The sequence below is a fragment of the Nocardia sp. NPDC006630 genome (assembly GCF_040611495.1).
GTDB lineage: Bacteria > Actinomycetota > Actinomycetes > Mycobacteriales > Mycobacteriaceae > Nocardia.
On record NZ_JBEXOK010000014.1, the window covers coordinates 160,502 to 175,859 of the forward strand.

Here is a 15,358-nt window from a genome sequence, read left to right on the forward strand (position 1 = left end):
TTCCAACAGGGACGAAGAGCACATTCAGGTCAAGATATGTGTGGCGATTGGCAAATTTCGCGTTGCCGATACAAGAATGGTCGCCGCCATGTCCTTATCCAGCACCGAGCAACCCGCGCCCAGAACGCCGGACAGCGACCCGCAGGCCGCACCGGCGCCGAGTCGAGTTCCCGGCGCCTACCGGCACGATCTGGACGGGCTGCGCGGTATCGCCATCGCCCTGGTCGTCGCCTTCCATATCTGGTTCGGACGGGTCTCCGGCGGCGTGGACGTCTTCCTGGTGCTGTCCGGTTTCTTCTTCGGCGGCATGCTGCTGCGCCGCGCCGACCACGGCCCGGTGGGCGTCCCGGCGACCATCCGGCGGACCCTGCGCCGCCTACTACCCGCGATGGTGGTGGTGCTGGCCGCGGTCGTGGTCACCGCGGTGATCCTGCTCCCGCACACCCGCTGGTCCGATATCGCGGGACAGACGCTCGCCTCGCTCTTCTACTACCAGAACTGGTATCTGGCCCTGTCCTGGTCGGACTATCTGGCCGCCGATCCCTCGGTGAGCCCGCTGCAGCACCTGTGGTCGATGTCGGTGCAGGGCCAGTGCTATCTGGGCATGCTGCTGCTCATCGCGCTGCTGGCCTGGTGCTGCCGCCGCGCCGCACACCCCGAACGACTGCGCCTGGCGACCGCCGTGCTGTTCACCGGTATCGCCGCGGCCTCGTTCTGGTATGCCGCCCAGGGTGTCTCGACACAGCAGGGCTGGAACTACTACGACACCCTGGCCCGCGCCTGGGAACCGCTCGCGGGTGCGCTGCTGGCCATTGCCGCTCCCCTGGTCAAGCTGCCGAAGCCGGTGCGCGAGATATTCGCGTGGGCCGGTATCGCCGCGATCGTGGCCTGCGGCTGGCTGGTCAACGGCGTCATGGTGTTTCCCGGTCCCGCCGCACTGCTGCCGGTGGCCGCGACCGCCGCGCTCATTCTGGCCGGGGCCGGGCAGGACACCGCCGATCAACCAGTCGTCAACCGGCTACTCGCCACCGCGCCCATGGTGGGGCTGGGCGGATTCGCGTACGCGCTGTACCTGTGGCACTGGCCGATGCTCATCTTCTATCTGGGTGAGCGCCACGAACGCGAGGCGGGCGCGCTCGGCGGCCTGATCATCATCGCGATCTCGTTCGTGGTGGCCTACGGCATCCACCGGTTCGTGGAGGAGCCGCTGCGGCTGCGCTCGGGCCCGATCCTGCCGTCCCGCACCCGTATGCTCACCGGGGTCGCGGTCTCGACCGTCGGTGTGCTGCTGCTGGGTTCGACGCTGGCGTGGCAGTGGAGCAATAGCGCCAAGGCCCACGCGGTGGGCGAACTGGACCCGGCCAAGTACCCCGGCGCCTCGGCCCTGACCGATCACGCCCTGGTGCCGCGCGCGCCCATGCGCCCCACCACCGAAGAGGCGCCCGCCGATATCGCCTATCCCACCCGGGACGGCTGCATCGCCGACTTCGACAATCGCACGGTCATCACCTGCAACTACGGTGACGCCAATGCCCATCGCACGCTGGCCGTCGTCGGCAATTCCCATGCCGAGCACTGGATTCCGGCGCTGCAGATCCTGGGCGAGAAGTACCGCTTCCGCATTGTCGTGTACTTGAAGATGGGGTGTCCGCTCACCGTCGCCGACGAGGACCCGATGTACAAGGGCCAGCACAATCCGGACTGCCGCGACTGGTCGCACGATGTGATCGAGCGGCTCGGCACCGAACGCCCCGACTTCGTCTTCACGACCGGCACCCGCCCCGCGGACAATGGCGGCGACGAGGTTCCCGACGATTACCGGGACGTGTGGTCGGCGCTGTCGGACCGCGGCCTGCAGCTGATCACCATCCGGGACACCCCGTGGTTGCGCCGCAACGGTATTCGCTACCGCGCCATCGATTGCCTGGCCTCGGGCGGCAATCGTGTCGAATGCGGCATGAAGCGCACGGACGCCCTCAACCCCGTGAACCCGGCCATCGCCGCCGCCGCCGGGCTGCCCAATGTGCACAATATCGACCTGAACAATGCCGTCTGCGAACCTGCCGTCTGCGCCGTGGTGGAGGGCAATATCCTCGTCTACCACGACGAACACCATCTGACAGCCAGCTATTCACGTTCTCTCGCACCGGAACTCGACCGTCAACTACAGCCGATCCTCGGCTGGTGGTGACCGAGTCCGTCAGGGCGACATCCGATATCGGCGGCGAGCGGCCCCCTGCGCCGCCCGCGTCAGCGATCACGGAGATACGGCCCGGCCACAGCCGCCGCTCTCGGGGGCGGCGACTGTGGCCGGGGTGATTCAGCTGTGGCCGAGCTGATTCACCGGTCGCGGGCCGTGTCGGACTGTTCGTACAGTTCGACCCAGACCGCGAAGTTGGAGAGCATTTCGACTGTGCGCCAGCCGGTCTCGGTCAGCCGGATCGGTCCCTGGAATTGCAGCGACTCGTCCCAGCTGCCGACACCGTCGGTGGCGACCAGTCCGTAGGCGGCGAGCACGCGCAGTACTCGCGCCGCGCCCTGGCGGCGCATGCCGAGCGCGCCTCGCAATTCATCGACGGTCTGCGGCTCCTGGGCCAGCAGGTCCAAGAGTTCCACCACCCCGCGGTGATTCACCAGCTCGCGCAGTGCGCTCAGCTCGTATGCCTGGTTGTCCATCGAACCACTGCCTCACCTTCGGGGCCGAATCCTTGCTTGTTTCAACGCTATTCGCAGGCCGAATCCGGCGGCAGCCGCCTTGACGGGGCCCATGCGGCCCGCCTGCGCATATTTACCGAATCCATACAGTCGCGCGCCACGAACAGCGCAAGAGCCGCAGTCCCTTCCCTGTGCGGAAGCGACTGCGGCCCTTCGCGGCCGACCTCTGCGGTGGTCAGCCGTTGCTTGCGATGACGCTGCGATGCATCAGCCCTTGAACGGGTACTTGCCGTCCAGATCGAGGTTGAGCTCGACCACGTTCACCCGCTTCTCACCCATGAACCCGAGGGCCCGGCCGTGCGTATTCGAATCCACCAGCGCCCGAACCTGATCCGCGGAGATACCGCGGGTCTTGGCCACCCGGGCGACCTGAATGGCCGCGTACTCCGGCGAGATATCCGGATCCAGCCCCGAGGCCGAAGCGGTGACCGCATCGGACGGAACCGCCGTATCGACCGAGGCGTCGCCCCGGATCGGCACGATCTGGCCGGCCGAGTAATCCTCGCCGCGCTTGGCGCATTCGACCTTGACGCCCTCATAGGCGTCCTGGAACGGCTTGGTCGCCGGTCCGCTGGTCGCGCAGGCCTCGTTGACGCTGATCACCTGCGCCGGATGCGTGACATTGCCGTGCGAGTCCCGCGGTCCGATGACCGACAGCACCGAGCCGACGCCGCCGGAGGTGCAGAACGGCCGGCTGCCGTCCACACCCTCGAGCGTGGCGACCGCGGCGCTGCGCGAGCACACCGTGGTGAGCAGGCTGGCCTTGTCCTTCTTCGGGTCGCTCGCGTCCAGCGAATCCACCACGGACTCCGGGCCCATATTGCCGAACGCGGAGTTCGTCGGGTCGTAGCCGTCGGGAATGCTGCCGTCGGTCGGCGCGGAGTTGGATGGGCGGGTCTGGAAGTACTGGTTCAGCGCCGTGCCCTTGCCGTCGGTGTAGGCCTGACCGATCAGGCTGCTGCCGACGAGCTTGCCGTCCTGCTTCAGCAGGGACCCCTCTGCCTTGTCCTTCAGACCGGGCAGCTGACCGACACCGAGAACCACTGCGGGATAGATGATTCCGGTAATGACGGTGAGCACCAGCAGCGCGCGCAGCGCCGCGATGTGTTGCCGGATCCAGGTTGACATACGCATTAGGACATCCCCGGGAAGAATTGGATGACAAGGTCGATGGCCTTGATCCCGATGAACGGCGCGACGATGCCGCCGATGCCGTAGATGAGGAGATTTCGGCTCAACAGCTTCGACGCACTCGAGGGCGTGTAGTTCACACCCCGCAGCGCCAGCGGAATCAGGCCCACGATGACGAGGGCATTGAAGATGACCGCGGACAGGATCGCCGACTGCGGGCTGTGCAGACGCATGATGTTCAGCACGTCCAGGCCAGGGAACAGCACCACGAACATCGCAGGAATGATCGCGAAGTACTTGGCGATGTCATTGGCGATCGAGAACGTGGTGAGCGCGCCACGGGTGATCAGCAACTGCTTGCCGATCTCCACGATCTCGATGAGCTTGGTCGGATCCGAATCCAGATCGACCATATTGCCGGCTTCCTTGGCCGCCGACGTACCGGTGTTCATGGCGACACCGACATCCGCCTGGGCAAGCGCGGGAGCGTCATTGGTGCCGTCACCGGTCATGGCGACCATGCGGCCACCCTGCTGCTCCTTGCGGATCAGCGCCAGCTTGTCCTCGGGGGTGGCCTCGGCGAGGAAGTCGTCGACTCCGGCCTCGTCCGCGATCGCCTTGGCGGTCAGCGGATTGTCACCGGTGATCATGACGGTGCGGATGCCCATCTTGCGCATCTCGTCGAAGCGCTCGCGCATGCCCTGCTTGACGACATCCTTGAGGTGGATGACGCCGAGCACGCGGGGCTTGCCCTTGACGACCTCACCGACGACCAGCGGGGTACCACCGGAGGCGGAAATACCGTCCACGGCAGCGCCGAGCTCGTTCGGCACCTCGCCACCCTGCGACCGCACCCATTCGGTGACGGCGCTGGCGGCGCCCTTGCGCAGCTGGTGACCATCGGACAGGTCCACACCGGACATACGGGTCTGGGCGGTGAATTCCACCCAGGTCGCGCCGGTCAGTTCCCCGGCGGTGCGCTCGCGCTTGTTGAACGCCGTCTTGGCGTACACCACGATGGAGCGCCCCTCGGGCGTCTCGTCCGCGAGGCTGGAAAGCTGTGCGGCATCGGCCAATTCGTCCGCGGTGACGCCGGGCACGGGCACGAAGTCCGCGGCCTGGCGGTTGCCGAGGGTGATGGTGCCGGTCTTGTCCAGCAGCAGCGTGTTGACGTCGCCGGCGGCCTCGACGGCACGACCGGACATGGCCAGCACATTGCGCTGCACCAGACGGTCCATACCGGCGATGCCGATGGCGGACAGCAGCGCGCCGATGGTGGTCGGAATCAGGCAGACCAGCAGCGAGACCATGACTATGCCGGTGACACCGTTGATATCGAGCGCCTGATTGTCCGGCACACCCGGGTTGCTGATCTTCGAGAAGATGGCCAGCGGCTGCAGCGTCGCCACCGCGAAGACGAAGATGATCGTCAGCGCGGCGAGCAGGATGTTCAGCGCGATCTCGTTCGGCGTCTTCTGCCGGCTCGCGCCCTCGACGAGCGCGATCATCTTGTCGATGAACGAGCCGCCGGGCTCCTGGGTGATCTTGACGACGACCCGGTCCGACAGCACCGTGGTGCCACCGGTGACGGCCGAGCGGTCACCGCCGGACTCGCGGATCACCGGCGCGGATTCACCGGTGATGGCCGATTCGTCCACGGAGGCAATGCCTTCCACGACATCACCGTCACCGGGGATGACCTGTCCGGCTTCGACGACGACGTAGTCGCCGCGCTGCAGTTCCGGTGCCGGAACCTTCTCCTCCACCACGCGGGCGCCGGGCGACCAATTCGCCAGGCGACGAGCGATGGTGTCGGTCTTCGCCTTTCGCAGTGCGTCGGCCTGTGCCTTACCGCGCCCCTCGGCGACGGCTTCGGCCAGATTGGCGAAAATCACTGTGAGCCAGAGCCATACGACGATCGCCCAGGCGAAGAAGGTCGGGTGCGTGATCGCCAGGATGGTGGACCAGACGGCGCCGATCTCGACGATCAGCATGACCGGATTGCGCCACATGGTGCGCGGATCCAGCTTCTTGCAGGCGTCCGGAAGCGCTTTCACGAGCATCTTCGGATCGAACGCCCCGCTCGCGACGCGCCCCTTCGAGGCGGTTTCCGGTTCCGTCACCGGTGCGGAATCGATAGTGGGAGTGGTCATGAGTGGATTCCTTCAGCGAGCGGCCCGAGCGCAAGCATGGGCAGGAAGGTGAGCGCGACGAGAATGACCGTCACACCCGCGACCATGCCGACGAACTGCGGCCGATGCGTCGGCAGGGTGCCCTCGGATTCCGGGGTGAAGCCCTGCTTCGCCAGCGAACCGGCCAGAGCCAGCACGAAGATCATGGGGACGAAGCGGCCGAACACCATGGCCAAACCCAGTGCCGTGTTCCACCATTGGGTGTTTCCGGACAGACCGGCGAACGCGGAACCGTTGTTGTTGGCCGCGGAGGTGAACGCGTAGAGCACTTCCGACAAACCGTGTGCACCGCTGTTGGCCATACCGGCTCGTTCGCCGGGCAATGCCATCGCAATGGCCGTGCCGGTCAAGGCGATCAGCGGCGTGACGAGGAAATATGAAGCGGCCAGCTTGATTTCGCGCGGGTTGATCTTCTTGCCCAGGTATTCCGGGGTGCGACCGACCATCAGGCCGGCGACGAAGACCGTGATCACGGCGAGAATCAGCATGCCGTAGAGGCCGGAGCCCGTACCACCCGGCGCGACCTCACCCAGCTGCATGTTGAACATGGTCATCATGCCGCCGAGGCTGGTGTACGAATCGTGCGCGGAGTCCACCGCACCGGTCGAAGTCAGCGTGGTCGCGGTCGCGAAGGTCGCCGAATCCGGTACGCCGAAGCGAGTTTCCACGCCCTCCATGGACGCGCCGATCGCAGTCGGCACGGTGCCGTGGTGCTGCAGCTGGGTGATGTTCATGACCGTGACGCTCAGGATCGCCAGCACGCCCATGACGGCGGCAATGGCGACGCCCTGCTTCTTGGAACCGACCATGCGGCCGAAGGTGCGCGGCAGCGAGAAGCTGATGACCAGCAGCAGGAAGATTTCCAGCCAGTTGGTCCACGCGGTCGGGTTCTCGAACGGGTGCGCGGAGTTGACGTTGTAGAAGCCGCCACCATTGGTGCCGAGTTCCTTGATCGTCTCCTGGCTGGCAACGAGTCCACCCGGCAGGGTTTGTGAACCGGTGTTGCCGACCGTCGTCGCGACCTGGTCGTACATGTGCAGATTCTGGATCACACCACCCGCGACGAGCACGATCGCGAAAAGAATCGCGAACGGCAGCAGAATGCGGGTGGTTCCCCTCACCAGATCCACCCAGAAGTTGCCGAGTTCGCCGGTGTGCCGGCGCGCGAAACCACGCACCAGCGCGATCGCGACCGCCATGCCCACGGCGGCGGAGACGAAGTTCTGCACCCCGAGGCCCATGGCCTGCACGAGGTGACCCATCGTCGACTCACCGGCGTAGTTCTGCCAGTTGGTATTGGTGACGAAGCTGATCGCGGTGTTCCACGCCAGATCCGGGGTCATCTTGGTGCCCGGATCATGCTGGTGCAGCGGCAGTTTGCCCTGCAGCAGCTGCATGAAGAACAGGAAGAGCACGCTGACGGCCGAGAAGGCCAGCACACTGCGCGCGTAGACCGCCCAGGTCATCTCCACGCCCGGCTTGACGCCGATCAGCTTGTAGATGCCGCGTTCGACCTTGGAATTCTTCTCGCTGCTGTAAACCCGGTACATGTAGTCGCCCAGGGGGACATGAACCAGGGCCAGCGCGACAATCAGGGATATGACGAAGATGATCCCCGCTGTAGTCGTACTCACCTAGAACCTCTCCGGGTAAAGCAGCGCCGCAATCAGATAGACAGCGATCGCGATGGCCAGGACCAGACCGATGATGTTCTGAGTCACAGCCGTTCCACCCCGCGTTGGATCAAGCCGAACAGGGCGAAAATCGCCACGGTCAGCACTGTGAAAACGACGACGGACATCTCTTCGAAACCTCTCTCTACATGCCGCACCTCAGATGCGACGGGAGTGAGTCAAACGCTCGTTCGGTTCGATTTCGAGGGCCTTTACGCTCTCTTAGCGTCTCAAACCGACGCATTGACGTTCCGCTTACAGAGGTTCCCGGAGTGTCGAACGCGCTCCGTCAACATCCGCCGCAATGCCGTAAAGAAAGCGTCAGGACCAGGCATTACCTAGTTGATCCAGGTGACGGGTTCAGATACGGCAGCCGGGGTATCCGCCGTAACGGGTCGGCGAATCCTCGTGTCGGACCGCCGAACCGCTGCACGCCGTCCGTAATCTCGGGCAGGCCGACAAGAAGGGGATGCCACAATGTTCGAACGTGCGCTGCAGAAGTCCGTGGAAATGGTGATCCGCGGTGGGACGGGCATACAGGCCCCGCTGGCGGCGAAGTATGTGGGCAGGCTGCGGCGCAAGCACCCCGGCCGTTCGCCCGAGGACATTACGCACGGCCTGGAATGGCGATACCTGACCATCGTCACCGTCAGCGGCACGGTCGCGGGTCTTAGCGCCGCGGTGCCCGGCGTGGGCACGCTGATCGGATTGGCGGTCAGCGGCGTCGAATCGGTGTTCTTCCTGGAGGCGTCCGCGCTGTACGCGGCGTCGATGAGCGCGGTGCACGGTATGGAGTCGCTGCCGCCGAAACAGCGGCGCACGCTCATCGCCGGTGTCGTTCTCGGTGAGGCCGGCTCGGAAATGCTCGGCAAGAGCGCCAGCCAATCGGCCCGGGACTGGGCCACCGTGGTGGCCGACAAACTTCCCGTCGTCCGCAATATCGACAATGCCATGGCGAAACGGTTCATCGGCGGGTTCATCGTCAAGCGCGGTGTCCTCATGTTCGGTAAGACGCTGCCCGCCGGAATCGGCGCGGTCATCGGTGGTGTCGGCAACCACGCGCTGGGTAAGACTGTGATCACCAACGCACACAACACATTCGGTTCCGCACCCGAGAATTGGGCCGACCGGAAAGCGGAAATCCCCGCGTCCACTTCGGTCTAGGCGCAGCATTCCGGAACCGGGCGCACACATGCCGTCAACATCGGCTGGGGATCCGTAAAGAAACCGTCAGTACCGAGCTGTCGAACCAGGTCAGCGGTAAACAAAAGGGACCCGACCGGCTGTTCGGCGGGACCACCGATCCGCCTGAACAAGGAGACGACCGTGCCGCATCTCGCCGTGAGCCTGATAGTGATATTCGGGTTCCTGGGTGCCGCGCTGTGCCTGCGGGTGCTCGCCAATTCCGTGCCCGCTCGCACCCCCGTCCGCGCGGCCGAGCCCGAGCTACGCGCGCGGCACGCAATGATGAACGAGTGAAACGCGGCCAACTACGGATCTATCTGGGTGCAGCCCCTGGCGTCGGCAAGACCTTCGCCATGCTGTCGGAGGCGCACCGCAGGCTCGAACGCGGGCGCGATGTCGTCGCGGCCGTCGTCGAGACGCACGGACGATCCAAGACCGCGGAAATGCTGGCCGGTATCGAGCGCATCCCGCCCCGGATGATCGAGTATCGCGGGACCACCATGCCGGAACTGGATGTCGAAGCGGTGCTGCGACGCCACCCGGCCGTGGTGCTCGTGGACGAGCTGGCGCACACCAACGTCACCGGAAGCAAGAACGAGAAGCGCTGGCAGGATGTTCAGGAACTGCTCGAGGCCGGGATCGATGTGGTCTCGACGGTCAATGTGCAGCACCTGGAGAGTCTCAACGACGTGGTCGAGCAGATCACCGGGATCGTGCAGCGAGAAACCGTGCCGGACTGGGTCGTTCGCTCCGCGGATCAGGTCGAGCTGGTGGACATCACACCGGAAGCACTGCGCCGCAGGATGTCTCACGGCAATGTCTACGCCGCGGAGAAAGTGGATGCCGCACTGCGCAATTACTTCCGGCCCGGCAATCTGACCGCGCTGCGCGAACTGGCGCTGCTGTGGCTGGCCGATCAGGTGGACTCCGCGCTCGCGAAATACCGTGCGGACCACAAGATCACGGCCACCTGGGAGGCGCGCGAACGCCTTGTGGTGGCCGTCACCGGTGGTGCCGAATCGGAGACCATCCTGCGCCGCGCCAGCCGCATCGCCGCCAAATCCAGCGCCGAGCTGATCGTGGTGCACGTCGTGCGCGGTGACGGCCTGGCCGGGGTATCGGCACAGCGATTGACGCGACTACGTGAGCTGGCGACCGGTCTGGGCGCCAGCCTGCACACCGTTACCGGAGAGGATGTGCCCACGGCGCTCCTGGATTTCGCACGACAGGTGAACGCGACCCAGCTGGTGCTGGGCACCTCGCGGCGCTCCCGCTGGGCCCGCATGCTCGATGAGGGCATCGGCGCCAATGTGGTGCAGCAGTCGGGAAAGATCGACGTGCACATGGTCACTCACGAGGAATCCAATCGCGGCTTCCGCTGGTCGTCGCTGACCCGCCGGGAACGCAGTCTCGGCTCCTGGGCCGCCGCGGTGCTGGTGCCGTCGCTGATCTGCACCGTGACGTACTTCTGGCTCGATCGCTGGCTGGACCTCGGCGGCGAGAGCGCGCTGTTCTTCATCGGCGTCATCGCCGTCGCCCTGTTCGGCGGTGTGGCTCCGGCGGCGCTGTCGGCGCTGCTGGGCGGCCTGCTGCTCAACTGGTATTTCACCGCGCCCCGCTACAGCCTCACCATTGCCGAGCTCGACAATTTCCTCACCATCGTGGTGATGCTGCTGGTGGCGGTCGCGGTGGCGGCCCTGGTGGATGTGGCGGCCAAACGAACGCGCGAGGCGCGCAAGGCATCCCGGCAGGCCGAGCTGCTCGCCCTGTTCGCGGGCTCGGTGCTCAGCGGCGCGGATCTGCAGGATCTGCTGGAGCGAGCGCGCGAGACCTACAACCAGGACGCGGTCAGCCTCGTCACCGATGAGGGCGTGGTCTCCTCGGTGGGCGAGAATCCGCCGTTGCGGGTCATCGATGCCGAAACCGCGCTGGAGGCGGGCGATGACATGCACTGGCTGCTGCTCAGTGGCCGCTCGGTGACCGCCGGCGACCGCCTGGTGCTCGGCGCCGTCGCCAATCAGGCTGCGGGACTGGTGCATCAGAAGCAGCTGCAGGAGGAAGCGAGCTCCGCGCAGGCGGTGGTGGAGACCGATAAGCTGCGCCGCGCCCTGCTGTCCGCGGTGAGCCACGATCTGCGCACCCCGCTGGCGGCGGCCAAGGCGTCGGTGTCCAGCCTGCGCAGCAATGATGTGGAGTTCTCCCCCGAGGACACCGCCGAATTGCTGGAGACCATCGAGGAATCGGTGGATCAGCTCACCGCGCTCGTCGGCAATCTGCTCGACTCCTCACGGCTCGCGGTCGGGGTGATCAAACCCCAGATGCGCCGCGTCTACCTCGACGAGGTGGTGCACCACGCACTCATGAGCATGGGCACCCGCGGCCTGCGGCGCACCGCCATGAACCGGGTGAAGGTGGAGGTGGGCACGGTCTCGGTGCTGGCCGACACCGGATTGCTGGAACGCGTGCTCGCCAATCTGATCGACAATGCGGTGCGCTACTCCCCCAGCGACACGCCCGTGCGCGTGACAGCCGAACCGACCGGTAAGCGGGTCGCAGTCACGGTCGTCGATGCCGGTCCCGGCGTACCGACCGGTATGGAGGATCAGCTGTTCGAGCCGTTCCAGCGGCTCGGCGACCGCGATAATTCCACCGGTGTCGGACTCGGGCTGTCGGTGGTCCGCGGCTTCGTGGATGCCATGGGCGGCACCGTGCACGCCGAGGCCACCCCCGGCGGCGGGCTGACAATGGTGATCGAACTACAAGCGTGCGACGAGTCGCAGCCTTGCGAGGAACAGGAGATCGGGTGACGAAGCCGGCGCCGGCGCCGACCAAAGTCCTGGTGGTCGATGACGAACCACAGATTCTGCGCGCCCTGCGCATCAACCTGTCGGTCCGCGGCTATGAGGTGACCACCGCGTCTACCGGGGCCGCGGCCCTGCGCGCGGCCGCCGAGAAACACCCGGATGTGGTTGTGCTCGACCTCGGCCTGCCCGATATGGACGGCATCGAGGTGCTGGCCGGACTGCGCGGGTGGTCGACCGCGCCGGTGATCGTGCTGTCGGCCCGCACCGATTCCTCGGACAAGGTCGAAGCCCTGGACGCGGGCGCGGACGATTACGTCACCAAGCCGTTCGGCATGGACGAGCTGCTGGCCCGGTTGCGCGCCGCAGTGCGCCGGTCGTCCTCCACCGCGGACACCTCCGAACCGGTGATCGAAACCTCTTCCTTCACAGTCGATCTGAGCGCCAAGAAGGTCACCAAGCACGGCCACGACGTGCACCTCACCCCCACCGAGTGGGGCATGCTGGAAATGCTGGTACGCAACAAGGGCAAACTTGTCGGCCGCCGCGAACTGCTGCGCGAGGTATGGGGACCGTCCTACGCGACCGAAACCCATTACCTGCGAGTGTATCTCGCGCAATTGCGGCGCAAGCTCGAGGATGACCCGTCACAGCCCAAACACCTGCTCACCGAGGCCGGTATGGGGTACCGCTTCCAGGTCTGAGTCAGCGCGACAGGCGGATCGGCAACGACTTCAGGCCATTGTTGAGGTTGGAGCGGATCCGCCGCGCCGGGCCGATCTGCTCGATATCCGGGAAGCGGGCGAGCAGTTCCTCGAAGAACACCCGGCCTTCCATACGCGCCAGATGCACACCGAGGCAGAAGTGCTGGGCGAGCCCGAAGGACAAGTGCGGGTTGGGATTCCGGCGGATGTCGAAGCGCTGGGAATCGGCGAACACCTCCTCGTCACGATTGGCCGAGGTGTACCACATGGCCACCTTGTCCCCGGCCTTGATCGGAACGCCCCGGATCTCGGTATCGGCGGTGGCGGTGCGCCGGAAGTAGTGCAGCGGATTGGCGTAGCGCAGGATCTCTTCCACCGCACCGGGAATCAGCGCCGGATCCTCGCGCAGCGCCCGCAACTGCTCCGGATGCTCCAGCAGCAGTTGCAATCCCGCCGACAGCATGGTCTTGGTGGTGTCATTGCCCGCGGTGACCAGCTGCGTGAAGAAGCTGCCGAACTCGATGTCCGACATAGCTTTTCCGCCGAACTCACCCGCCAGAATGAGCGAGGTCAGATCCTCCTTCGGCTCCTGCTCACGCCGTGCCATGGAGAACTGGATGGCATAGATGGCCATCTTGGTCAGCTCGGCCGTGACATCGAAATCACCCACGAGCTCCGGATCCTGCTGACTGGTGGACTGTTCCGCCCAGTGCCGGATATCCGGCCAGTCGGCAGCAGGAATCCCGAACAGCCCGCCGACCACCTGACTGGGCAGCACCCCCGCCACATCGTGTACGAATTCGACGTCACCGTCGACACTTTCGAGCAGCTGCCGGGTCAACTCCCGCACCCGCCCCTCCAGCTCGCCGATCACCCGCGCCTTGAAATGCTCGGCCAGCGGCCTGCGGTACTCGGTATGCCGCGGCGGATCCATCATCAGCAACATATTCCGAGTCTGCTCCAGCCGCTCAGCAGGCTGATCCTCCAGAATCACACCCCCGATCTCAGCCGAGAACAACTGCGGATTCCGCGCCACATGAGCAACATCCGCATGCTTCAACACCGCCCAATACCCCGGCTCCCCCGGCATCTCCTGCCAGTACACCGGCCGCGTCCCCCGCAACTCCGCAAAGAGCTCATGGATAGGCCCACCCACATACAGCTCCGGATCGTAGATATCCACGCCCACAGCACACCTCGGCATTCACTGGCAAGTATCCGTCTTCCCTTCGGACGCTAACTCGCCCCCACCCACCCCGAGCCCATACCCACCACCAATCCCATTCAGTGGACACCCCCACCACCCCACACCTCAGCCCCCTCCCCCGGACTCCGAGTCTTGCTCTTTTGCGTTTTGTTCTCGAGAACGGCACCACAGCCGGTCGACCGAGCTGCCACCGCAGATAGCTCTCCCAACCGCGGAAGGTAGGCCGGGTACGTCTCCCCACGTGCCCAGCACGGCCATCTCGGGCTTTGCCCGCACCCCCTGCTGACCAACCCTGCCCGGGAGGCAAGAAACCCAGGTGCACCGACGGTTTCGGCATAGAAACCCTCGGCGACCATGGACGCAATAGCGGGTCTCTCAGCGGCACAACGGTTATCAGGTCTATCCCGCGTAGACACCTGCTGTGCGGTCGGAGAGAAGGCCTGTGCAGTGCCTGCTTCGGGGGGATTCGAGACCGAGACAGGCCGGTGCACCTGGGTTGCTTGCGCCGAGAGGCGGTGGTGGGTCTCTGGGTGCGGGCAGGGCCCGAGATGGCCGTGCTGGTGGCGTCAGGTGGGGTACCCGATTTACCTTCCGGGCCAAGGAGATACCTGCGGTACCAGCGGGGTCGACCGGCTGTGGTCCGGTTTCAGAGACACAACACGAAAAGACAAGAGCCGAAAGACAAGGACGCCTGGAAACAAGGGATCGAAGAACACGAACCCGGAAGGCCACGTCGGGCAACGGCCTGCCGCAGGAGCGGGATCAGGCCCGCAGGGCAGGGGCAGGGGCAGGGGCAGGGAAGAATCGCGGTCTGGCGTGGTGGTGTGGACCGGTGGGCGAGCGGATTCGGTGGCGGCCCTCGGTGGTGTTGCCGCCCTGCGGGTGCGCGCCCGGTACGGGGAAACCTGTTGTCGCGGTGGGGTCGTCATTGTTCGGCGAGCGAACCGGCCTGAAAGCCGATGCGGCAACGACCTCTAGCACCGACAGGATCAACCTGTCGGTGACACCAGGGGCGGGAAACCTATTGTCGCGGTGGCGGTGTGACGGCCCGGCGCAGCACCCGGTACCGCACCGGGGACAACCCCGAGGCACGACACACCCCGCGCGGCCGCAACGACGGCGGAACCTCGGTCAACAACTCCGCCGGGTGATGCAGGTGATTGACCCGCGGAGTCCGGGACGGATCCACATGCGCCGGAGCGATCCACGCCGTCCGACCCGGGAAATCCGAATCCTCACCCAGCTTGATCGTCTTCCAGCCACGTGGCCCATCCTTGACCAGGGCGTGGCAGTGATCGCACGCCAGAGTGAGGTTCTCGATGTCGGTGGGGCCGCCCTTGCTGAACTCGGTCACATGATGGGCCGCCGCCATACTCGCCGGAGCCGAGCAACCCGGGCGGGTGCACCCGCGCTCGGTGGCGATCAACGCCAACCGTTGTGCCGGGTTCGCCAACCGGATTTCCCCGATATGCAGGGGCATCCCGTTCTTGTTCTTCACGAGCACGAACGTCTTGGAGTCGCGGGCCATCAACGCAAGGGCGTTCTCGACCGGGATCTGCCCACCGGTCGCCAAAGTCGCCACCCCCGTGGCGCGTTCGACATCTTCGATGTCGATGGTCATGATCGTCGACACCGGCAACCCACGATGCGATCCCAGTTTGGCGGGGTTGAAATCCGGGTGCAACACCGCCAGCAACGCATCATGCTGACGTTGGGCCTTGCTGCGCTCGTCCCGCGCCGCGCACGCCTC

12 protein-coding genes are annotated in these 15,358 nt (G+C 65.6%); 5 read left to right on the forward strand and 7 right to left on the reverse strand.

The features are described 5' to 3' along the window. Positions 1-88: 88 nt before the first annotated feature. A complete protein-coding gene (locus ABZX86_RS35310; protein ID WP_355129985.1) occupies positions 89-2,191 on the forward strand; it encodes an acyltransferase family protein in 2,103 nt (700 codons plus the stop codon). Between the two features lie 149 nt (positions 2,192-2,340). Here the strand turns inward: ABZX86_RS35310 and ABZX86_RS35315 are convergent, their stop codons facing one another. The 5 genes from ABZX86_RS35315 to kdpF form a co-directional block, all read right to left on the reverse strand. Then, entirely contained in the window at positions 2,341-2,676 is a 336-nt protein-coding gene (locus ABZX86_RS35315; RefSeq protein WP_355129987.1) for a hypothetical protein, read from the reverse strand. Between the two features lie 246 nt (positions 2,677-2,922). After that, positions 2,923-3,849: a potassium-transporting ATPase subunit C gene (locus tag ABZX86_RS35320; RefSeq protein WP_355129989.1), complete on the reverse strand. Its 927-nt coding sequence runs from the start codon at positions 3,847-3,849 to the stop codon at positions 2,923-2,925. Further along, positions 3,849-5,999, reverse strand: a complete 2,151-nt coding sequence (kdpB, locus tag ABZX86_RS35325) for a potassium-transporting ATPase subunit KdpB (RefSeq protein ID WP_355129991.1) — start codon at positions 5,997-5,999, stop codon at positions 3,849-3,851. Before kdpB ends, ABZX86_RS35320 begins: the two co-directional genes overlap by 1 nt. Beyond that, positions 5,996-7,672, reverse strand: coding sequence for a potassium-transporting ATPase subunit KdpA (kdpA, locus tag ABZX86_RS35330; RefSeq protein ID WP_355129993.1), 1,677 nt, complete (start codon positions 7,670-7,672; stop codon positions 5,996-5,998). The genes kdpB and kdpA overlap by 4 nt, the downstream gene beginning before the upstream one ends. After that, positions 7,673-7,759, reverse strand: coding sequence for a K(+)-transporting ATPase subunit F (gene kdpF / locus ABZX86_RS35335; RefSeq protein ID WP_355130033.1), 87 nt, complete (start codon positions 7,757-7,759; stop codon positions 7,673-7,675). 429 nt (positions 7,760-8,188) lie between these two features. Here kdpF and ABZX86_RS35340 point away from each other — a divergent pair, with 429 nt between their 5' ends. The 4 genes from ABZX86_RS35340 (at position 8,189) to ABZX86_RS35355 (ending at position 12,401) form a co-directional block, all read left to right on the forward strand. After that, complete coding sequence (locus ABZX86_RS35340; protein WP_355129995.1) at positions 8,189-8,875, forward strand: hypothetical protein; 687 nt, start codon at positions 8,189-8,191, stop codon at positions 8,873-8,875. A 162-nt stretch (positions 8,876-9,037) separates the two neighbouring features. Further along, positions 9,038-9,190: a hypothetical protein gene (locus ABZX86_RS35345; protein ID WP_297628083.1), complete on the forward strand. Its 153-nt coding sequence runs from the start codon at positions 9,038-9,040 to the stop codon at positions 9,188-9,190. Next, entirely contained in the window at positions 9,187-11,703 is a 2,517-nt protein-coding gene (locus ABZX86_RS35350) for a sensor histidine kinase KdpD (protein WP_355129997.1), read from the forward strand. The genes ABZX86_RS35345 and ABZX86_RS35350 overlap by 4 nt, the downstream gene beginning before the upstream one ends. Then, entirely contained in the window at positions 11,700-12,401 is a 702-nt protein-coding gene (locus ABZX86_RS35355; protein ID WP_355129999.1) for a response regulator, read from the forward strand. Before ABZX86_RS35350 ends, ABZX86_RS35355 begins: the two co-directional genes overlap by 4 nt. 1 nt (position 12,402) lies before the next feature. Here ABZX86_RS35355 and ABZX86_RS35360 read toward each other — a convergent pair whose 3' ends face one another. After that, positions 12,403-13,584: a cytochrome P450 gene (locus ABZX86_RS35360; protein WP_355130001.1), complete on the reverse strand. Its 1,182-nt coding sequence runs from the start codon at positions 13,582-13,584 to the stop codon at positions 12,403-12,405. Positions 13,585-14,629: 1,045 nt separating this feature from the next. Beyond that, the coding region (locus tag ABZX86_RS35365; RefSeq protein WP_355130003.1) for a DUF222 domain-containing protein at positions 14,630-15,358 on the reverse strand (729 nt) is incomplete at its 5' end.

Bases quoted from the DNA above. Each gene is read 5' to 3' on its own strand.
- ABZX86_RS35310 (WP_355129985.1), top strand. From the start codon at position 89: ATGTCCTTATCCAGCACCGAGCAACCCGCGCCCAGAACGCCGGACAGC.
- ABZX86_RS35315 (WP_355129987.1), bottom strand. From the start codon at position 2,676: ATGGACAACCAGGCATACGAGCTGAGCGCACTGCGCGAGCTGGTGAAT.
- ABZX86_RS35320 (WP_355129989.1), bottom strand. From the start codon at position 3,849: ATGCGTATGTCAACCTGGATCCGGCAACACATCGCGGCGCTGCGCGCG.
- kdpB (WP_355129991.1), bottom strand. From the start codon at position 5,999: ATGACCACTCCCACTATCGATTCCGCACCGGTGACGGAACCGGAAACC.
- ABZX86_RS35340 (WP_355129995.1), top strand. From the start codon at position 8,189: ATGTTCGAACGTGCGCTGCAGAAGTCCGTGGAAATGGTGATCCGCGGT.